The following is a 20415-nucleotide window of genomic DNA, read 5'->3' as shown; positions in this document are numbered from 1 at the left end:
CAATACGACGAATACGCAAGTAACAAATGAAGAAGTGGAGAGAACTTATGACACCGTGGGAACCTACCGAGACGGGGGCAGATTTGGTCCGTATGCCGCAAGATGAAGAACGCGAGCTGATCGAGATTGAGTTGCTGTTGGAAGGCATGCACCGTTTATATGGATATGATTTTAGAAACTATGCACTGCCATCCCTGAAACGAAGAATCTGGCATCATGCACATGCTGAAGGTGTTAAGAGCATATCCGGCTTGCAGGAGCGTGTTCTTCATGACCGTTCCGCGTTTGAACGTTTTGTACAGAACTTATCCATCCCTGTAACGGAAATGTTTCGAGATCCTTCGCTTTTCCGAATGTTTCGGGAACAGATTATTCCTATCCTGAGAACCTACCCGTATATCCGAATATGGCATGCGGGATGTTCTACAGGAGAGGAAGTTTATTCCATGGCCATCATGTTGCATGAGGAAGGACTGTATGACAAGGCAAGAATCTACGCAACGGATATGAATGATCGCTCTTTGCAACAGGCCAAAGAAGGCGTATATGGTATTGAGAAAATGAAACTATTTACTACAAATTATTTGGAGGCAGGGGGTACCAGAGCCTTCTCCGAGTACTATACAGCGAAATACAATTCGGTGATATTTCATCCTTTTCTAAGGAAGAACATCATTTTCGCCGAGCACAACCTGGCAACAGACCGGTCATTTAACGAGTTTAATGTTATCTTTTGCCGTAATGTCATGATTTATTTTAATGATGAACTGCGGAACCATGTGCATGGGCTGTTTCATGAGAGCTTGAGCCACTTTGGTATTCTGGTTCTGGGGTCGAAAGAATCGATACATTTTACAGAGTTCAGTGATACCTATGAGCCGTTAGACCGGACCGAAAAAATATACCGGAAGATCAAATAGGGGGTTAGGGTTAGCCATGGGGCTCAATGAACCAATCCACATATTATTGGTAGATGACCGCCCTGAGAACTTGCTTGCTCTTGAAGCAGTTCTGGAATCGGAACAATATAAACTCGTTAAGGCAACTTCCGGAGAAGAGGCACTCCGCTGTCTGCTAAAAGACGAATTTGCGGTTATCGTTCTCGATGTGCAGATGCCTGGAATGGACGGAATTGAGACAGCAAAGTTAATTAAGGCACGGGACAAGTCCAAGGATGTGCCGATTATATTCATCTCTGCCAATAGCAGAGAAGCGGAGCACTTGTTTGCCGGATATTCAGCCGGGGCCATTGATTACATGGTTAAGCCATTTATTCCTCAGATTTTGAAATCCAAAATCGAGGGCTTTGTGGAGATGTTTATCACCAATAAACGTTTGAAGACACAGACCATGCTTCTTCACCAGAAGACACAGGAACTGGAGAAGATGAACCAACAACTCATTCAGGCCAAGGAAGAAGCAGAAATTGCAGCCAATGCAAAGACAGAGTTCCTGGCAATGATGAGTCATGAGATTCGTACACCGATGAACGGAGTTATCGGTATGGTTGATCTGCTGATGGAGACGGAACTGAGGGAAGATCAGAAGGAATATGCAGACATCGTTCGTCGCAGTGCAGATGCACTCGTCACGGTTATCAATGACATTCTTGATTTTACCAAGATGGAATCCGGCAAAATGGAACTGGAAGAGCATCCTTTTGAGATTGTCTCCTGTATTCGGGAAGTGTTGGGATTGTTTGCTGCAGAAGCAGGCAAAAAGAATCTGGAACTGGATTATTTCCTGGAAGATTCTGTGCCTGAATTAATCTATGGAGATATGGCAAGGCTCCGTCAGGTTCTCTTGAATCTTATTGCCAATGCGATCAAATTTACCGATCAGGGTGGAGTTTATCTGATCGTGTCAGTTAAGGAAGAAGAGGATGGAGAAATGGCATTGGAGTTTGCCGTTAAAGACACCGGGATAGGTATCGCTTCAGACAAAGTTGATCGCCTGTTCCAGCCGTTTTCCCAGCTGGATACATCCATGACACGTAAATACGGTGGAACTGGCTTAGGACTGGCAATATGCAAGACTCTGGTTGAAATGATGGGTGGACAGATCTATCTGGATACAACAGAGCAACGGGGAGCAACGTTTGTATTTACAATTCAGGCGAAACGTTATGTAGAAACTGAACTGGTCCAGGGGAACGGGGAAGAGAAACCAACGGATGTGAAAAATGAGAATAAATATCCTACGGTATTAATTGTGGATGATCATCCGATCAACCAGAAGTTGATGGCGATTATGCTTGGTAAGCTGGGGTTGCTCTCAGACATTGCTGAAGATGGACAGAGCGCACTCGATATGGTAAACGGCAGCCGTTATCCCTATGACTATGTGTTTATGGATCTGCAGATGCCTGTGATGGACGGTTTGGAATGTACACGGCGGATTCGAGAGAGTCTGTCCCAGTCTAATCAGCCAATCATTATAGCCATGACTGCTAACGTGATGGAAGGTATTCAGCAACGCTGTATTGCTGCCGGCATGGATGATTATATTAGTAAACCGGTGAAAATGGGCAATGTAAAACAGAAAATAGCCCAGTTTCAGAAACAACGACAAATGTTAGACCCAGGCCCTTCAGCCATGAATCAGGCCAATTGAAACATTTTCCAAACTTCTTTCTGATTCACTCGTGCTGAAGTTGGGTTATTAGGTAAGGAAACCATTGATCAGGAGAGAGATGTCTAATGAATACAAATAAAAATGAAAAATTCAATGCAAGAACTGAAACTCAGGACGGCGTGTGTACGGTGTATCTGACTGGCGAACTGGATTTGTCGGTTGCTCCTGACTTCCGCTTGGTGATGGAGCCGCTCGTGGATAACAAGGAACAGGATCTTGTGATTAACATGAAAGAATTGAAGTATATCGATAGTACAGGGATTGGTATCCTGTTATCTGTTCTGAAGGCCAGACATGGAATGGAAGCTCGCTTTGAAGTACAGGAAGTTCCTGCGCAGATTCAGAAACTTTTTGACATGACGGGCATCGCCAAATTCTTTGTCACACAGAAGAATTCCCAATAGGAAAGGATCGAAAAAGGAATGAATGCAGAAGTTCAAAGAGTCACCCTTAATTTACCTGCGACAGCTGATTACGTTGATATTGTAAGACTCAATCTCTATGGAGTAGCATCCAAAATGGGATTTTCCTACGAAGACATTGAGGATATGAAAGTTGCTGTATCCGAGGCCTGTAACAACTCTGTATTGTATGCCTACTCACACGAAGGCGGCATGGTTGAAGTTGTATTCGAAGTGGATGGCGAAACATTGTCCATTATTGTCAAGGACGAAGGTGCCAGCTTCGAGAACATGAACCCTGCTGTGTCACGTGCCGGTCTACACGACAAAGAACTGACGGAAGCACAGATTGGCGGACTTGGGTTCTACCTGATGCAAGCCTTGATGGACGATGTCAGTGTGGAAAGTGAGACGGGCAAAGGTACGAAAGTAGTACTCGTAAAACGTCTTGCAAGAAGTGAGGAGAAAGTATGAATGAAAAAGTGACTCCCCCAGAGTCCATGTCTGAAGCTATAGGTTTGATCTGGGAATACCAGCAGACCCTAGATAATGAAATTGCAACAGTTCTCATCCGTAAATATGAACCAATGGTCAAGATGGCAGCAGGTAAAATCGCTCGGAATCGCCCCGATCTATACGAAGACTTGTATCAGACCGGGCAGATGGCTTTGATTCGTTTGCTTAAGCAATACGATATCAACCTAGGTATTCCGTTTGAACCTTATGCCATGAAGAGCATGATCGGTCATATGAAGAACTACTTGCGTGATAAATCCTGGTATATTCAGGTGCCCCGGAGGATTAAGGAAAAGGGAGCCCTTGTGCAACATGCCATCGATGAGTTAACCGTTAAGCTGGAGCGCTCACCCGGTGTGAACGAAATTGCTGAATACCTTGATCTGACTGCAGAAGAGACAATTGAAGTTCTGGCTGGTCGGGAATGTTACCACTATGTATCACTGGATTCTCCTTTATCTCAGGATGACAGTGCAGCAACATTGGGAGAACTGATCAGTGCAGATGTGAATGACTATGATTCGGTCGAAAAACGGATGGACTTGCAACAGGCATTGGGACAATTGAAGGAACAAGAACAGCAGGTACTTATTCTAGCATTCCAGGATGGCCAATCTCAGCGGGCAATTGCCCAGAAGCTTGGTGTTTCACAGATGAGTGTATCTCGGATTCAGAAGCGAGCTACAGAGAAACTGAAACAGATCATGTCTAATGCTTCAATGTTATGAAAAATGGAACCCTAATGTTGTTGAGTACGGCATAAAGAAGGACACGTCAATGCGCTGAAATGCATACGTGTCCTTTTTGGGATCAAAAAGATGGGTATGCAATGAAGAACATGAGTGCAGGAGTGGATATTGTGATTGTGAACCAAATCAAGTTGGAAGCTCGCCGCGACAAGTTATCTTGCTCGGGCCATTGGCAATGGTGGGATTGGGTTGCGCCTGACACCGATAGCATGAACGATGCGTTGGGGGAGCTGACAGAGGCGTTTCCGGATATGCGGTATTGGCTTCATAAGATTCCGGAAGTGGAATCGAATTATTTGTCCGTCCGTTTCGTGAATGGTACAGAACCAGTCATATTTGGTTCATTGTTGTATGCAGTCAAGAATGAGAGAGATGACAAACGTCAAGATAATCAGATGTTTTTCTATGTCGATCGCAATAACCTGGTTACCTTGAATATGGATGACAATACACGAGGCATTATGAAGACGGATGAACGTGCCCATATGTTACAGCAATGTAGTGAAGCCAGGGACGGGATGTTTGTACTTTTTCGAGCTATACTGCATTACTACCATGTGGGGATGGATCATTTTGAGATGAACCTGCGTGATCTGGAACGGAAGATGGAATCCCGCAATGCCCGAACTTTAATGGACCAGATTTTGGCCGCCCGATTTGAACTGTTATACTGGAGCAATCTGTTTATCCCCTATTCGGAACTGATGGCTGCTGCCCATGAGGCTTATCTCAGTGAAATCAACGAAAATCGATATTTCCAGCAGCTCCAACATCGAGTAGAGCGAATGGAACGTTTGTTTAGTCACTACGAGAAAGAGATCGATACGTTAATCTCCATTGATAATGCGATCTCCGGTGTACGTGGCAATGAGATCATGAAGACGCTGACCATTGTTACTGCTGTGTTCATACCTGCCACGGCAGCTGGCGCGATATGGGGGATGAACTTTGAGAACCTGCCCTTTATCGACAAATCATGGGGAGTTGTACTGGTCCTTGTTGTCATTATCTTAAGCATGATCAGCATGTATGTATGGCTGATGATGAAAGGCTGGACAGGAGATCTGCTCAAAGTGAAATCCTCACAGCCTTCAGCTGAAGAGACAGAGAAAAAAGGAGCAACGGAAAAACGTAAGGGATAGCCTACTGTTGGTTAGTCCTCTTAGTTTTTGTAATCTTCAATATAACCAAGCAAGTCAGCGATATATTGGCCCACAATTGGCATATTCACGAATTGGCTGAGAATGAATGCCAGCAAACCGAGAACAACAAAGGTACCCACAGTCAGACCGAGACCTCGTGCCATGCCCGCTGTAAAATTGGTAATAATCCGCTTTTTGGGACTGCTGTAATTCTCAATAATATCCTTGATCTGTGCTCTCTCCAGACTGTCCGCAATCTGGTCCAGACGGGTGTTCAATCGCTTTACCTCATGACGCAATTCAAAAGGGTGCTCGCTTGTATCATACTGCTGTGCCGGTGTTCCTCCCGTAATTGGAGTATTACCGTTGATTGTAACTTTACTCATATTATTTGTCCTCCTCAACTCTCATTGGATAAAAAATAGCCAGCTGGAGTGCAGCTGGCTATTAGTCACTCGATCTGTATCGCCTTACAGGCTAGTCGAGTTAAGTTCTTTACGTGCATCTTCCTTCGCTTCAACGGAAGCGGCAGCCACTTCATCAGATGCACGGGATGCTTCGTTAGCCACATCAGCGGACGCTTTTCTCACAGAGTCCATTACATCATTGCGGCCTTGATTTACCGTTTTTGCAATGTCGGAAGTTTTGGAAGAGACCGTTTTAGCCAGTTCAGAGGCTTTGTCACCTACAACAGTTGCCACTTCTTTGGTGCGGTCAGTAACGATGCCCACTTTCTCGGAAAGGTCACCACGCAATTCACGTCCCGGTTTAGGCGCAAAGAGTAGTGCTGCTGCAGCTCCCAGCAAACCCCCGATGAAAATACCTTTTGCGAAAGTCGAACCCGTCTGTACAGGATATTGCTCTTCTGCTTTATTCATGTCTAATCACTCCTTCTTCAAATTAAGAAACAAATACGAAACAACGAACACCTTGTTGCCCGAATCAGGCAGCCTGTCTTAGCAGTCTGGACACAAGCCCCAGCAAGAAAACAAAGAGCGCTGTACCAATGATGGCAGGGATAATGGCAAAGTTACCGATAACTGGTCCCCAGTTACCAAGCAAGAGTGCTCCCAGCCAGGCTCCGGCAAATCCGGCAATCATTGCACCGATTATGCCTCCAGGCATGTTGTGACCGGCAAGTGCATCTCCGATCAAACCGATGATGACAGCCATCACAATGCTGATAATGATGCCCCACATAACAACCGCCTCCTTTAAACTTGATGTAGGATGTTGTCTGTTCGCGTTTGCTTACTTCGTATATAAACCCCGTGCAACCCTGTGAAACAATAAAGATGAGGATGAATGAACTGGAAATCAGAGGAATTGATTCTTTAGTGGCTTTGTTTAATGCCTTTAACCATGCAGAAGATCCATGCCAATCCAGCAGTAAATCCAGTAAATACATCTGTAGGATAATGAACGCCCAACATGATCCGGCTGAGGCCAATCAAGAAAATAAAACTAATACCACATAGAACAGGAAGCCACACACCGGAAGAGTTATGTCGCTGTCGTTCAATGGCCCAGATTACAAAGAGCATGCCGTAAAAGCCCATGGAGATCATGGCATGTCCGCTTGGAAAGCTGTACCCGTGAACGACCAGCAGATGATCCAGTTCAGGTCTGCTTCGTCTGAAAAATTCCTTCAATAAGGTGTTCAGAATCCACATCATGGCAAAACTTCCCGTGAGCGCATATCCATATACAACAAACCTTGGACTGCGTTGAATGAAGAAAAGAAGAGCAAAACCTCCTGCAGCCACAGCAGAGATTTTGAATGAGCCCAGTGCGGTTATGAATGCAGTGTAAGGGAATAGATGAAGACGTGAATCTGAATTCAGATAAAATAATTGCTGAATTTGATCATCCAGACGAATAATAACATCAGCACCCAACCAGGCACCCAGACCTGCCAGGATAAATACGACCGATGCGCTGAGGGCCAGACCAGCCAACCCCCAGTTGAAGAGTGGACGTAATAACGTACCGGAATTTGAACTGAATGAGGCTGGTGAATACGTTTTGCGCGGCATAATGAGTTTCTCCTTCAGTTATTGTAGTAGATGAACATAGATGATAAAGCTATACCCGAAACGCCTGTCGAAAAAACTGTAAAAACGTCGATTTTGTACTATACTATTTAAGATATCCCATGCGGCGTCGTGACGCAAAGCAGAGATGAAATCGGGAGCACAAAGGAGAGAACTCGCATGGAGAGTGCCTTGTTAATTAAAGAATACCGTGCAGGCGTTATGGAATGCGCCCATTACGGACACATAAGTATTACGGATGAGTATGGCCGAATCGTATACTCGGCTGGTGACCCTCATTTTAGAGCGTTCACTCGCTCATCTGCCAAACCTTTTCAAGCCATTCCAGGTATTCGGGCAGGAATTGCCAGTCACTATGGCCTATCAGCACAGGAGATTGCCATCATGTCCTCTTCGCATCGTTCGGAACCGGAACACATTCGGGTGCTGGAGCAGTTATCCGGTAAAATTGGATTGGGAGAAGAATGCCTGATCTGTGCACCAAGCTATCCGCTTAATGAAGAAAGCCGTAATCAATGGTTACGTGCACAAGGAGAGAAACGACGCATCTTGCACAACTGCTCCGGAAAACATCTGGGAATTCTGGGGTACAGTCAGATGAAGCAGGTTGATCTGGGCAGTTACGCTGAACCGGAACATCCGGTACAACGAGAAATTCTTGAAACCTTTGCCGACCTGGCAGGTATTGAGGAAAAAGAGATTAAGCTTGGGACGGATGGCTGCGGCTTTCCGGTATTTTCTTTGCCGTTGTCGGCATTGTCGAACGCTTATCTGAAGCTCGCTTGTCCGGATCTTATCGCTGATCCTTCCACAAGAACAGCTGTAGAGACCATAACATCAGCTATGAATGAACATCCGTTGATGGTAGGTGGCACGGAGCGTGTAGATTCAGTGCTGCTGGAAGACAATAACATTGTAGCGAAGGGTGGATTCAAGGGGGTATTCGGTTTTGGCCTGAAAAAAGAAAGACTGGGAATCACCTTCAAGGTGCTTGATGGTTCCGAGGAAGAGTGGGCTTTCATCACTCAATCCATCCTAAGACAGATTGGTTATTCCAATGAGAGAACCATTGCACGATTGGCTGAAGTGTTCCCTTCGGACATCCGAAATGATGCGGGTACCCTTGTAGGTCATGCAGATAGTGAGTTCATTCTTCACTCACTTGAAGATAGCGTATAACCTTAAGAAGGGGCGTGATTAGAGTTGCCGGACCCCGGGTAAAGATGACATACCAACTGGTATTCATCTATACAATTCATATACACGCATGGACTGCCGCGGTAATGTGGCAGCTCTAAACCCTTGGAGGTGGATGAACATGATTAAAGTGGTGACATCGGAAGAAAGGCACACGTCGGATCGAGGTTGGATACACAGTGAATTCAGCTTTTCCTTTGCGGATTATGATGATCCAAGCAATGCCCATTTTGGCTGTCTGTTGGCTCATAATGAAAACACGCTGATGCCGCAAGAAGGCTTTAAGAAACATCCACATCATGATCTTGAACTCGTCAGTTATGTCATATCAGGTACACTCAAACATACGGATAGTATGGGAACAGAACAATTGCTTGAACCGGGAACGGTCCAGGTGATGAGTGCGGGTACGGGAGTGGAACACTCCGAGACCAATCCGTCAGCGGATGAACCGGTACGTTTCCTCCAGATGTGGTTTTTGCCATCGGAGCGTATGCTGAAACCTTCCTATACGAATCGGAGAATAGAGCCGCAGGAGCATTTGAATCGTCTATGTCCGATTGTATCCGGGCAAGGGGGCGAGGGAAGCGAAGGCGCATTGCCTATTTCCCAGGATGTAACCTGTTATCTGTCCCATTTGGAGTCCGGGAAAAAGTTGATGTACCCGCAACACGAAGATCGACGGACACATCTTTTCCTGATCAGTGGACATGTGGAGATTCATTGTTCGGATGGTAACTTCAACCTCAAGCCGGGGGATGCCGCACGAATTCGCAAAAGCTGTGATCTGCAAATCACGAGTACAGACAGTGAACCTGCCGAATTTGTTTTGGTTGACCTGCCTTAAGGATAAACATGCGAAAAAGGACCTGTTCCCACGGTGATGTGGAAAACAGGTCCTTTTTTGGCTTAAGATTTACGAAGATTACCCAGTTCCGAAGCGACAGCTTCCACTTCAGAGATACTGAGATGTTCCTTGCTCAAAATCATTTCATACAGGTCAAACAGATCTTCATATTTCTCAAGTGGGAATGAAGAAGCTTGCATGGCGGCACCGCTTGCCATACGAAGTTTGGTTTTGATCGCTTCAATCATATATTCCATATTGGCTGCTGTTGCTTGTGTTAAATCCATCGTTAAGTTCATCCCTTCCGTATCGGAAACTCTTGTTATTGTATCATGATTGGAAGCGCTCAGGCTAATGCTTTTGCGAGGAAACCAAGCATCGGTTACAATGATGGATACAACAACAGGATTTAACGGAAACCTGAGTGCACTGGAGGGAATACAGCTTGGCAGCGTATAAGCGAGAAATGGTTCGCCATCAAGGAAGGGAAGTCCGCAAAGGCGTGCCTGCAGAGAATCTGGTCTTATTTTTCAAAAACATCGTTCAACTTCATTCTCCAGCTGAAATCACGTTTGTCTGCATCGGTACTGATCGTTCCACCGGGGATGCTCTGGGTCCACTGACAGGAAGTTTACTGCAAGAGAGCGGAATGGAGAACGTGATTGGCACGCTGTCTTCCCCTTGTGATGCAGATACGCTGGAAAAGAAATTGGCACTTATTCCTGCACACCATGCCATCATAGCGATTGATGCATGTCTGGGTCCAAAGCAGGCGGTAGGTACATACTATCTCTCGAATAACCCACTCATTCCGGCCCAATCGGTCGGAGGCAAGCTACCCCCTGTTGGACAATACAGTGTAGCAGCTGTGGTTAATGCGAATGGACCAAGGCCCTATTCCATTTTGCAGATGACCTCGCTTCACTTGGTCATGGGGATGTCCCGAACGATTGCAGACGCCGCAATTGAAGCATGGAAATGTAGACAAACGTTTCATTCATGATATGTAGGCTTAATAATATACAACCTGAATTATTTAATTCGCGCAGAGAGAGGGATTCATATGGAAAAAGTGATGTGTGATGGAACGACGATTTGTTATGCCGAACAAGGTAAGGGAGAAGCACTCATTTTGCTCCACGGATACTGTGGCAGTTCATCGTATTGGGATGAGGTCGTACCTGAACTGGCACGCAGTTATCGCTGTATCGTACCTGATCTGCGTGGACACGGAAAAACAGATGCACCTGTAGGAAGTTATACCATCGAACAGATGGGCAACGATGTATTACAGTTGATGGATGAGTTGAATGTGGAAAAAGCGGTCCTTCTGGGACACTCGATGGGGGGATACATTGCGCTCTCGATTGCACAACGTCACCCGGAGCGTTTGAATGCATTTGGTCTGATTCATTCGACAGCCTATCCGGACAGTGAAGAAGCCAAGGAAAAACGCCTGCGCGCTGTATCCACCATTCAGACCGAAGGTATCGTGAATTTTGTAGATGGACTGGTTCCCGGACTGTTTGCACCGGAACATGTGGAATCGCTATCTAAGCATGTAACACGTGTGAAGGAAATTGGATACCAGACTGCTCCTCAAGGTGCTGTTGGTGCTGCACTTGCTATGCGAGAACGCCCGGATCGCCGCGATGTGTTATCGGCTACACCTTTACCTGTATTGCTGGTTGCGGGAGAGAAGGATGCTGTTATCCCGCCAGAACGCACATTTACAAGTGACAAGCCACATATCGTGCAAGCCGTGATTGCGGGTGCAGGTCATATGAGCATGTATGAAGCTCCTGAAGAATTAATTCAGGTCATTAAACAATTTATGGCTGGATTATCGAAGTAATTGATGAAGTGATTTATGTTGATATAATTAGAATATAGTTTGGTTCCTGGATGATTCAACCTCTTGTGGAGGAGGAGTACCCAGTTCCATTTCAACCGAGCCCCTGCCACGTCCCTTTGGGATAGGCAGGGGTTTAGTGTGTTCATGGCCAGAGCAAAGACACGTGTGTCTTGTTTTTGGCTTTTTGTCATGGCATGAATTAAAATAAATATAAAGGAACGATATGAGAACGATTGAATGTATAGGGTCGAATGATGAGGGGGCATACAGCATGTTCAGAAAAGATTATCTGCTCCGTATGATGGAGGAAATGACTGAAGCAATAGGCAAAGTGTTCACGCTCAAACAGCAGCGTAAGCACACCGAGGCATTGTCTGAACTGGATGAGCTGATGCGCAGGCAGTTTGGGTTGAACTTATCTCTACTGAACTCATTGCCAGCAGAGGATGTTATTGAAATGTTCCGTTTTCGCGGAATGATTGAGGTAGATAATCTGCAGCAAGCCGCGAGGCTGATTGAAGAAGAGGCTTACATCTATCAAGAGAAGGCCAAAGTGGAAGGTATCGATGATCAGGAGAGAATGGACGCAGAGGATGAGGCTGTCATTCGATTGATGAGATCACTTCATTTCTACCTGTATGCATTGAATCATGGCGCTAATCCCAAGTTGTTGGACGCACCGGAACGGGTGGAGGGTGTGTTGGGGCTTACGAAAGAATATGAACTTCCTGCTCGAACTGAAAGACAGCTTGCCCTGTATCGTGAACAACAAGGACATTACGACCAGGCAGAGAACAGTTGGTACAGGCTGTTACAGCTTGGTGCTGAATTCCCGGTGAGCTACCGAGATGATGTACAGGCATTCTATGAAAGGTTGAGCCCACTCACGGATGAACAACTGGAGCAGGGCGGTCTGCCACGGAACGAAGTTGAAGAGGGACTAGCTGAACTAAGTCGTAAAGAGATGAACTCATAAAATATGGATTGGATCAAGGCCTGTTACATGCCTTTACTTGGAGAGGGAACGGAATTGTGGTATGGTAACGGTTGACCAAACCAAATCGAAAGTGAGATGTACCCCGTGGATTCATTGCGAAAGCTTATACAAGACATCTTTGAACAGAATTCGCTGATTACAGCGACCTGGAGCCAGCTGCGCAGACGGGACAATGTCTCGTATACCAAAGTGCAAGTCAAGCCGGTGACACTGAAGAATCAGCTGCATTATCAATTTGCATTTCATTATAACAACAAAGTGCTGCACGAGAATTTGACTCCGGCTGAAGCGGCTGAGCGCATGACTTTGTTATGCGAAGAGACGTTTCGTCAAGGGCTGCTCTGTACGACCGAGGCAGACTATCAAATTTTGATCAGCAAAAAATATAAAGTATCCATTCTGACCAAATCTGCTTCCAAAACTGCGGTGGATCTGTCGCATAATCGCAAGAAGCAATATGTATTAGAAGAAGGCGTACCCGTATCGTTCCTCGTTGAACTTGGTATTATGAACGAAGAAGGTCGTGTGCTGGCCCGCAAGTATGACAAGTTCAGACAGATCAACCGTTTCCTCGAAATGGTGCAGGATGTCATACCACATCTGCCGGAAGGACGTCCACTGACCATCGTTGACTTTGGTTGTGGCAAGTCTTATCTGACATTTGCGTTATATCATTATCTGTCTGTACAACAACGGCGTTCACTCAAGATTATTGGGTTGGACTTGAAGGCAGATGTAATTGAACACTGTAATGATCTGGCTAATCGATTGCATTATGGCGATCTGAAGTTTCTGGTTGGAGACATCGCGGACTACGATGAATTGAATGAAGTGGATATGGTTGTCACGCTGCATGCCTGTGATACAGCTACCGATGCTGCTTTGGAGAAGGCAGTTCGTTGGGGGGCTTCTGTTATTCTGTCTGTTCCTTGCTGTCAGCATGAACTGTTTGACCAAGTAGAGGCTTCCGTGATGAATCCGTTGTTGTCCCATGGCATCCTCAAGGAACGTTTTTCCGCACTGGCTACGGATGGGATTCGTGCCAAGTTGCTTGATCTGATGGGATACAAGACACAATTGCTTGAATTCATCGATATGGAGAATACGCCTAAAAACATATTGATTCGTGCTGTTCGCGGTCAGGCTGGCGAAGTGACGGAGATGTGGAATGAATACACAGCTTTCCGTGATTTCATTCATGCTGATCCATATTTGGAGCGGGCTTGTGCCGATTTGCTTCCTGGCGATGGCAAGCAGGCCAACGGGAAATCAAAATCGAGCAAAGAAACCGTTCAAGATTCCGCAAATTGCGACCTTTGCTGAGTGTGCCAACGCCAATCCAGGGACATACTGCAATTAGGGTCCCTGAATGTAAAATGATATTCTATGCACATACTTCGTAGCAATCAACATTATAACTTTCAGATGTATATCAGGCAGAAGGACCCGTTATCGGGATCTTCTGTCTTTTTGTTATGCATATGGAGTGCTGGAAGGAAGGAGGGTGTATAAGGATGAAGAATAGGACAATGCATAAGGGAGTTGTAAGGTATAGACGAGGGTATGCGGCGAATGAGGAAGTGATGGAACAGGCGTTTGAAGGGTCTCACCATGCAAATGGTACAGAATCTGTAGATAACAGGGACTTATGTAATGGGGACAATAAGGGTAGTAAAGATAGTACATATAATAGGGAAGATACATACAACAAAGATGATACGTATAAAAAAGATGATAAAAATAATCCAAATGGAGCTATTCAGACCGATGCATCAGGGGATTTTCCCCAAAGTTTGAGGTGTAAACGTTATTCAGGATCTGGGTGGACTGTTGGGTTGGGCATACTCTCCATTGTCTTGCTGCTTGCAGGATGTCTAAGTCGGGGACTGTACTATTCGGCTGATCTGTATCCGGTCATTCTGATCGCAGGAGGAAGCATATTGATTATGTTTTTGCTTTTCCTTGTAGGTATTCGACTAGAGAAAGAGCAGGAGCAAGGAAGAAAACAAGTACCTCTGTCACCGGTACATTGGCTAGGGAACAATGAACGAATGGTTTGGCGAATGATTCGAATCCCGGGAATATTGCGGGTGTTGTGGCCGCTGGGGATGATGACATGTTTTGGGGTACATGCGTGGGCAGGCTCGGTGAGTAAACAGGGCAGCATGGATGAGATGCTGCGGTGGAGCCTGCTTGGGATGTTTACTCTGCTCACCGCAATACTGGCTGCGCGCACGAATGGTGCGCGTTGGTTAGCCTGCGGTTGGCAGATGGCAGGCGGCTTGCTTGTGCTAAGCGGCATCTTTGCCGTGTGCGGGATATTGCCGCTGCCCTTCGGGGTGATGCGGACTGCTGACCCCGAGATCAGCTCCGCCGGAGCAAGGCTCGGCGGATTATTGCAGTACCCGAATGCGTACGGTGCCATTGTTGGCATGTACGCATTGGAGCGGCTGACAGCCTCCGCGCGAGTCATAGCCCGGCCTGTGCCGGCCGGGCGACTCATCGCGGCAGTGCTGCCGCTCATGCCTGCGCAAGCCGCGCTCCTGCTGAGCGAGTCGCGCGGCGCTTGGCTGGCGACCGGCTGCGCCGCGGTCGCCGCCTTTGCTTTGCAGCGGCGCGGTGCCCGCCTGCCGCTGCTGCTGGCCATGGCCGCGCCACTGGCGTGCGCAGCCTGGCTATACCGCCAGCTGGCTGCTGCCCAGCTGGCGCCTGCACCCGTGCCCGGCCTGCTGGTACTGGCCGGGGCATGGGCAGCTGCGCTGCTCGGCACGCTGCTGCTGTGCCGTCTATGGCACAGCGACGCCGCCAAGGCTCCGCGCGCCGCTGCCCTGACGGCCATCGTGCTGGCGGGAGCCGCCGCCGCACTGATGGCCGTGGCCTCCACCGCCGATCGCCTCGCGGCGGGTGTCGGCACTGGGGTGTCCCGCCTACAGATGTGGCGGGACGCCCTCCAGCTGTGGACCGAGGCCGCATGGCTCGGCCACGGGGGAGATACATGGCGCAACATGTTCCGCGCCATTCAATCCTCGCCTTATGTCGGAGGCGAGGTCCACAACGGCCTGCTCGATCTCGCCCTGGACACGGGCATGATCGGCATCGTGCTTGTCGCAGGGTGGTTTCTCCTCACCCTGCGAAGCATCTTTCATTTTGCACCGCAGCTCTTTCCCTCCGTTTTTGTTTTTGGCCTGCATGGGGCGATGGACTTTGACTGGAGCTTTACACTATTTTGGATGCTCTTCATCTGGCTCGGTGCCTGGGCAGTCGCATTGAAGACGGAAACAGAGGGGGTCCAGCGATCCAGCGTAACTGTGAAATACACTCCTGTCAGATCCAAATCGGGATCTAAATTGAGATCTAAATCCAGATCTCTTTTCTTGCGATATTTATCAACCCAATCCCACCCATCAGCTGTCCCGATGCGTTCCTTCTTTCATATTTTTCAGCGAGTAACTGCTCGGCTAATAAGGGTATCCACAGTGATGATCATCCTTTTCTGGATTGGTGGAACAGTCTGGTTGACCTCTCGATATGCCGTAGCAGAAGTGCAGTACCGTCAGGCGATGTCTGAACCGGATGGCACTCCAGCACAGAAGGTGCATCTTATGGCTGCTCTTCAGTCTAACCCGAATCGGGCGGATATCGTGATATCCTTTGCGCGAACGCTCCCGGGACGAGAAGCAGAAACACTCCTTTTAAACAGCTTGTCCCATTCCCCGATGCACCCTCAGATTTACATCGAACTGGGACGATTGGCAGCCCAATTCGACGAAGGACAGCAAGCTGGAGAATATTTTGAACAAGCGATCACATTGAATCGGTATGATGGCATTGGCCAATCCACGGCTTTGTATTGGATGGAGCAGGCAACGCGGCGGGAATGGAAGGCAGGATTCACGGATCGAGCCCGACAGACTGCCGCCGCTGGTGTACAGATGTATGAACGGTATCAACTGTTGGCTGAGGAAGTGGAAGCAGGAAACGTTCGCAATGATCGTCGTTTTGTACTGGAAGAACATGCTCCAGGCTATGGAGAGAACCTGCGCAGGCTTGCTTCGGGTTCTTCTCCTCCGTTCACTCCAGAGTTGACCAAGCGGAGCCCTTGAATCACTGCTGGATCTTGACGTTTACCCAAGCTATATGATGATGGATGTCAGCGTTTAAAAAGTCTTGGAGTCCAAGCTGGCTGCTCCTCGCGGATGGGTATGCGCTTTTCTAAGGAACACAGGACGTCTTATTTGGCCTTTAGCTCCTCCTTTTAAATTGTAAGGAACATCAGACACGTTATTTCCGGAAATTCCCTAACAAAAACCCTATAAAAGTCCAAAAATTCCGATATAACGTGTCTCAGATTCCTTAGATTTCTAAGAGTGCTTCAAATCCTTGAATAAGACGCCTCAGATTCGTTACCGCTCATGGGCATGAGTATGAGTATGAGTTATGAGCATTAGCATGAAAATATAATCCCAGCTTATGTTCATGCTCCCCATGGTGGTCGGCTCCATGCTCTGCTCGATCCGCAAGCCAGAGGACGACCCTGAACTCCGGCCAGAGCGAAGCTTTACATCATAAGTGAGCAATTCGCATTTATGTGGTCTCTATCGCTTGCTCGTACGTGAAGGGGGCATTAACATCACACGTTAAGGACACAGTGCCCGTGCCCTCACCCGTTCTTAACATGTTCAGATTCGCTTAAGATTCGCTTCAGCTTTGCTGCGTCTTTCAGTAGGTTTGAAGACACAGCTATCTGCCTCATTCCTCCATAATCTACAGACGATAACCGCCAAATGCGTGCTGAAACGCATCTTTTAATGGTTCAACGTCTACTTCCCACATCGCGGCGATCTCTGCACTGACATCCTTGTTCCACCACTCACATAATTTCTTGCGGTTATCGCGATTCTCCCCAATCCAGAGCAGATTTGTGATCACTTTACCGTAATAATATTCTTCCGCCTGTTTCATCCGTTCGGGAGAGACATATACTTTTAGCCTTTTGGCTGTCCGGTACAATTCCTTGCTGCATGCTCTGCGAATTCCTCTGGCGGAAGGAAGGTTTTGACCAGATTGCGTATGTTTGACCGGCGGAGAACCGGGTATTGACTTGTGTGACATCTTCTCACGCTCCTCTCCCCATACCATATGCGGACTGCTGCGAACGGGACACTATCCCAACCTCGTGAAGTAGCAACGTCCACAGCCCTGTGATAAAATAGGGACGAACATCCATGGTGCGGAGGGGCACCGCCAATCAGGATGGAGAAAGAGGGTTGAGATGGACTTTATTCATAACCTTGTTGGCCAATTGTTCGATTGGATTCAAAGTCTTGGGTACTTTGGAATCATGCTTGGATTAATGTTGGAAGTTATCCCAAGCGAAATTGTGCTGGCGTATGGAGGTTTTCTCGTTTCACAAGGTAATATCAACTTCTTCGGTGCTATGATTTTTGGTACGGTGGGCGGTGTGATTGCCCAGTTATTTATTTACTGGATTGGCCGTTATGGCGGCAGACCTGTACTTGAACGCTACGGTAAATACATACTCATCCAGAAAAAACACATCGACCATTCCGAGGAGTGGTTCCGCAAGTATGGTACAGGTGTCATTTTCACGGCTCGTTTTGTTCCGGTGGTAAGACATGCAATCTCCATCCCGGCTGGCATCACGAAAATGCACACAGGCAAATTCATCTTGCTTACTACACTCGCTGTTATACCTTGGACTGCATTGTTTATATATTTAGGGATGATTCTTGGAGATCAATGGAAGCATATTGATGAGAAAGCGGCACCATATGTTATGCCTATTTTGCTTGTCGCTCTCGCCCTTATGATCGTTTATGTACTTATTAAATGGATGAATGTTCGTAAAAAGAAAGGAAGTGTCTAGTCATGGGTAAACCCAACTTGTCTCACAAATTCGGTAAAGGTCTTCCACCGAAAGATTTTATCGAGAGTATGACCAAGAACCAAAGTGAATTCCAGGCCAACTATGATAGCTTTACTTGGTCGAACGAAGAGGATCGTGAGTTCTTTGAGAGCCTGAACCATCGCGATGATCTGCGTGTGTTAATTCTGGCTGCTGACTGGTGCGGGGATGTTGTCCGTAATATTCCGGTTGTGTTCCAGGCGCTTGAAATCTCAGGAATTCCAACAGAAGTTCTGATTATGGAGAACCATCCGGAAGTGATGGATGAGTTCCTGACGATGGGTGGCCGTTCCGTGCCAGTCGTTATTTTTGCAGATACAGGTGGTCATGTGTTAGGTCAGTGGGGACCTCGTCCGCAGCATGTACAGGAAGTCATGATTGAATTCAAACGCCTTAATCCGGATCGTGAAGCAGCAGATTATCAAGAAAATTTGGCTGTAGCGCGTCAAGAGATTGGTAAACGTTATGGGGAAGGAACGGAGTCACATGCGGCCATTATCCGTGAGCTGCGTGAACTGATTTCGGGTTACTAAGCCGATATGCTTAACATTCGTACGTTTACACTAGGCCCGCTTCAGACCAACGCGTATCTTCTACAAGGAGATGATCCGGGCAAAGCCGTCATTATCGATCCAGGCATGAATCCAGGGCCGCTGCTTAAGGCGATCCAAGACTTGGAGATCGAAGCCATTCTCCTCACTCATGCTCACTTTGATCATATGGGCGGGGTAGATGAGATCCGTAAATTGAAGGGATGTCCCGTTTATCTTCATGACTTGGAGAGTGACTGGCTGACCACCCCGAAATTAAATGGATCTTTGAATTGGCCACAGGCGACACCACCGCTTTCGACAGATCCTGCTGAATATGCCATGGACGAAGGGCAGAAGCTGAATCTGATTGGTCATACGTTTAAAGTGTTCCATACACCTGGACATTCACCAGGCAGTGTAAGTTTGCTTTGTGATAACGACCTGTTTGCCGGTGATGTGCTGTTCCGCATGGGTGTGGGAAGAACGGACCTGACAGGAGGGCGTGAACGGGATCTGATTGATTCAATCCAGAACAAGCTTTACACCTTTGCTGATGAAGTGAAAGTATATCCAGGTCATGGTCCCAAAACGACCATTGGTTATGAGAAACAGAACAATCCTTACGTGTCCGCAAGATAATCCGACATGATATGTGAAGAAAGTCTGGACAAGTGACAACTTTTTCATTAGAATAGCAATTAGTTGTTACAAGCGTTAAGGCATCATCTAACTGAAGCATTACCAAGAAACACCCAACCTCGCGAAGCACGCAGACTGTGGTCTATACCCGGTTTGCGTTCTTTTTTTGTTTTCAGCCCCTTTTTATCACAGAATTAGCCCTTTTTTACGCTACATAGAGATGCAAGATGCGCTTCATCGCAAGCCAGTTTTAGACCAATAGCAAGTACAGATTGATTTAGAAATGATGAGTTTAAGAAAAATAGTATATAAGTTGAACTAATCATTTACACAATAACGGAGAGGACAGAAAAAAACTGAAAAAGCGAAGCTACGAGCTTTCTGAAAGAAAGCTACTCCGAAAGCATACACTTCGCCTAAAAGCTTTCTGAAAGAAAGCTGCATCGGAAGCATACGCTATCACCGGATTTTCACTTTAAGAAAAGGGAATCAAAAAATCTGGGGATAACAGCGATTGGAAGGTTATTCTGTCATCGTAGTGTCAGTGTAAATAATCTTTAGTTCAACTTATATAGATCATGAGAGTGGGGAATATCAAAGTGGAGAAAACAAGAGTTATTCCGTTGAATCAGCGTGTCGAGTATCCGATCATTGAAGAAAACCGTCGCATATTGGAAAGTGGGAAAAGAGAAACAGGTACTGAGCGAGCTTTAATACATAACCCTAGCGTGACCAATGAAGTGGTGAAGTCTCAGCAGAATATATGGACAAGCCGTGTTTTAAGAAACGGAGCCCGCAACCAACCGTGGTTCGACAAGCTGCAAGATTACCGGAATCAAGTCTGATTGCCCGGGAAATTGTCGGGTTTAATTTTTTTTTTGATTTCATTGAACGTTTTTGCAGAGCCTGTCGTATTAACTCCAGA

At 46.9% G+C, this 20415-nt stretch carries 23 protein-coding genes; 17 read left to right on the top strand and 6 right to left on the bottom strand.

The window, feature by feature from the left end; translation table 11 throughout:
• Positions 1-47: 47 nt before the first annotated feature.
• The 6 genes from C161_RS02025 (at position 48) to C161_RS02000 (ending at position 5442) form a co-directional block, all read left to right on the top strand.
• On the top strand, positions 48-920 hold the full coding sequence (locus tag C161_RS02025) for a CheR family methyltransferase (protein ID WP_036606984.1): 873 nt from the start codon (positions 48-50) through the stop codon (positions 918-920).
• Between the two features lie 16 nt (positions 921-936).
• The gene (locus C161_RS02020) at positions 937-2613 is read left to right on the top strand and encodes a response regulator (RefSeq protein WP_036668004.1); all 1677 of its coding nucleotides are present in this window, start codon (positions 937-939) and stop codon (positions 2611-2613) included.
• An 86-nt stretch (positions 2614-2699) separates the two neighbouring features.
• Entirely contained in the window at positions 2700-3038 is a 339-nt protein-coding gene (locus C161_RS02015) for an STAS domain-containing protein (RefSeq protein ID WP_036606989.1), read from the top strand.
• 18 nt (positions 3039-3056) lie between these two features.
• Positions 3057-3509, top strand: a complete 453-nt coding sequence (gene rsbW, locus C161_RS02010) for an anti-sigma B factor RsbW (protein ID WP_036606993.1) — start codon at positions 3057-3059, stop codon at positions 3507-3509.
• Positions 3506-4279, top strand: coding sequence for a sigma-70 family RNA polymerase sigma factor (locus tag C161_RS02005; protein ID WP_036606995.1), 774 nt, complete (start codon positions 3506-3508; stop codon positions 4277-4279). The genes rsbW and C161_RS02005 overlap by 4 nt, the downstream gene beginning before the upstream one ends.
• Before the next feature lie 110 nt (positions 4280-4389).
• On the top strand, positions 4390-5442 hold the full coding sequence (locus C161_RS02000; protein WP_081745867.1) for a magnesium transporter CorA family protein: 1053 nt from the start codon (positions 4390-4392) through the stop codon (positions 5440-5442).
• A 20-nt stretch (positions 5443-5462) separates the two neighbouring features.
• Here C161_RS02000 and C161_RS01995 read toward each other — a convergent pair whose 3' ends face one another.
• The 4 genes from C161_RS01995 to C161_RS31305 all read right to left on the bottom strand — a co-directional run bounded on the left by C161_RS01995 (position 5463) and on the right by C161_RS31305 (position 7478).
• Positions 5463-5828, bottom strand: coding sequence for a DUF5665 domain-containing protein (locus C161_RS01995; RefSeq protein WP_017692276.1), 366 nt, complete (start codon positions 5826-5828; stop codon positions 5463-5465).
• An 84-nt stretch (positions 5829-5912) separates the two neighbouring features.
• The gene (locus tag C161_RS01990) at positions 5913-6320 is read right to left on the bottom strand and encodes a YtxH domain-containing protein (protein ID WP_036606997.1); all 408 of its coding nucleotides are present in this window, start codon (positions 6318-6320) and stop codon (positions 5913-5915) included.
• A gap of 64 nt (positions 6321-6384) precedes the next feature.
• Positions 6385-6642 carry a GlsB/YeaQ/YmgE family stress response membrane protein gene (locus tag C161_RS01985; protein ID WP_017692278.1) on the bottom strand — a complete coding sequence of 86 codons (258 nt, stop codon included), beginning with the start codon at positions 6640-6642 and terminating at the stop codon, positions 6385-6387.
• A 134-nt stretch (positions 6643-6776) separates the two neighbouring features.
• A complete protein-coding gene (locus C161_RS31305; RefSeq protein WP_051449537.1) occupies positions 6777-7478 on the bottom strand; it encodes a phosphatase PAP2 family protein in 702 nt (233 codons plus the stop codon).
• A gap of 177 nt (positions 7479-7655) precedes the next feature.
• Here C161_RS31305 and C161_RS01975 point away from each other — a divergent pair, with 177 nt between their 5' ends.
• Both C161_RS01975 and C161_RS01970 read left to right on the top strand, forming a co-directional pair.
• A complete protein-coding gene (locus C161_RS01975) occupies positions 7656-8675 on the top strand; it encodes an asparaginase (protein ID WP_036668003.1) in 1020 nt (339 codons plus the stop codon).
• A gap of 139 nt (positions 8676-8814) precedes the next feature.
• Positions 8815-9540 carry a pirin family protein gene (locus C161_RS01970; RefSeq protein WP_036607001.1) on the top strand — a complete coding sequence of 242 codons (726 nt, stop codon included), beginning with the start codon at positions 8815-8817 and terminating at the stop codon, positions 9538-9540.
• A 62-nt stretch (positions 9541-9602) separates the two neighbouring features.
• On the opposite strand, the gene C161_RS01965 is transcribed toward C161_RS01970, so the two are convergent.
• The gene (locus C161_RS01965; RefSeq protein WP_017692283.1) at positions 9603-9827 is read right to left on the bottom strand and encodes a DUF1128 domain-containing protein; all 225 of its coding nucleotides are present in this window, start codon (positions 9825-9827) and stop codon (positions 9603-9605) included.
• A gap of 158 nt (positions 9828-9985) precedes the next feature.
• On the opposite strand from C161_RS01965, the gene yyaC reads away from it, so the two are divergent.
• The 5 genes from yyaC (at position 9986) to C161_RS31300 (ending at position 16495) form a co-directional block, all read left to right on the top strand.
• Complete coding sequence (gene yyaC / locus C161_RS01960; protein ID WP_081745863.1) at positions 9986-10543, top strand: spore protease YyaC; 558 nt, start codon at positions 9986-9988, stop codon at positions 10541-10543.
• 60 nt (positions 10544-10603) lie between these two features.
• Positions 10604-11395, top strand: a complete 792-nt coding sequence (locus C161_RS01955; RefSeq protein ID WP_036607004.1) for an alpha/beta fold hydrolase — start codon at positions 10604-10606, stop codon at positions 11393-11395.
• Positions 11396-11666: 271 nt separating this feature from the next.
• Positions 11667-12371, top strand: coding sequence for a DUF6483 family protein (locus C161_RS01950; protein ID WP_036607006.1), 705 nt, complete (start codon positions 11667-11669; stop codon positions 12369-12371).
• Positions 12372-12467: 96 nt separating this feature from the next.
• Positions 12468-13715 carry a class I SAM-dependent methyltransferase gene (locus C161_RS01945; protein ID WP_051447021.1) on the top strand — a complete coding sequence of 416 codons (1248 nt, stop codon included), beginning with the start codon at positions 12468-12470 and terminating at the stop codon, positions 13713-13715.
• Positions 13716-13906: 191 nt separating this feature from the next.
• Positions 13907-16495, top strand: coding sequence for an O-antigen ligase family protein (locus C161_RS31300; RefSeq protein ID WP_051449536.1), 2589 nt, complete (start codon positions 13907-13909; stop codon positions 16493-16495).
• A 661-nt stretch (positions 16496-17156) separates the two neighbouring features.
• On the opposite strand, the gene C161_RS01935 is transcribed toward C161_RS31300, so the two are convergent.
• A complete protein-coding gene (locus tag C161_RS01935; RefSeq protein WP_036607010.1) occupies positions 17157-17504 on the bottom strand; it encodes a hypothetical protein in 348 nt (115 codons plus the stop codon).
• A gap of 160 nt (positions 17505-17664) precedes the next feature.
• Between C161_RS01935 and C161_RS01930 the strand changes: the two genes are divergently transcribed.
• The 4 genes from C161_RS01930 (at position 17665) to C161_RS01915 (ending at position 20335) form a co-directional block, all read left to right on the top strand.
• Positions 17665-18279 (top strand): DedA family protein, encoded by a 615-nt coding sequence (locus tag C161_RS01930; protein WP_036607012.1) that lies wholly within the window; start codon positions 17665-17667, stop codon positions 18277-18279.
• A gap of 2 nt (positions 18280-18281) precedes the next feature.
• A complete protein-coding gene (locus C161_RS01925) occupies positions 18282-18851 on the top strand; it encodes a thioredoxin family protein (RefSeq protein WP_017692292.1) in 570 nt (189 codons plus the stop codon).
• Between the two features lie 6 nt (positions 18852-18857).
• Entirely contained in the window at positions 18858-19490 is a 633-nt protein-coding gene (locus C161_RS01920; RefSeq protein ID WP_036607016.1) for an MBL fold metallo-hydrolase, read from the top strand.
• 599 nt (positions 19491-20089) lie between these two features.
• Positions 20090-20335, top strand: coding sequence for a hypothetical protein (locus tag C161_RS01915; protein WP_036668001.1), 246 nt, complete (start codon positions 20090-20092; stop codon positions 20333-20335).
• Positions 20336-20415 lie beyond the last annotated feature (80 nt).

It is taken from the genome of Paenibacillus sp. FSL R5-192 (assembly GCF_000517845.1).
Taxonomy (GTDB): Bacteria; Bacillota; Bacilli; order Paenibacillales; family Paenibacillaceae; genus Paenibacillus; species Paenibacillus amylolyticus.
Note: the sequence above shows the minus strand (reverse complement) of the source record. Positions and strands in the feature narration are given on the sequence as shown.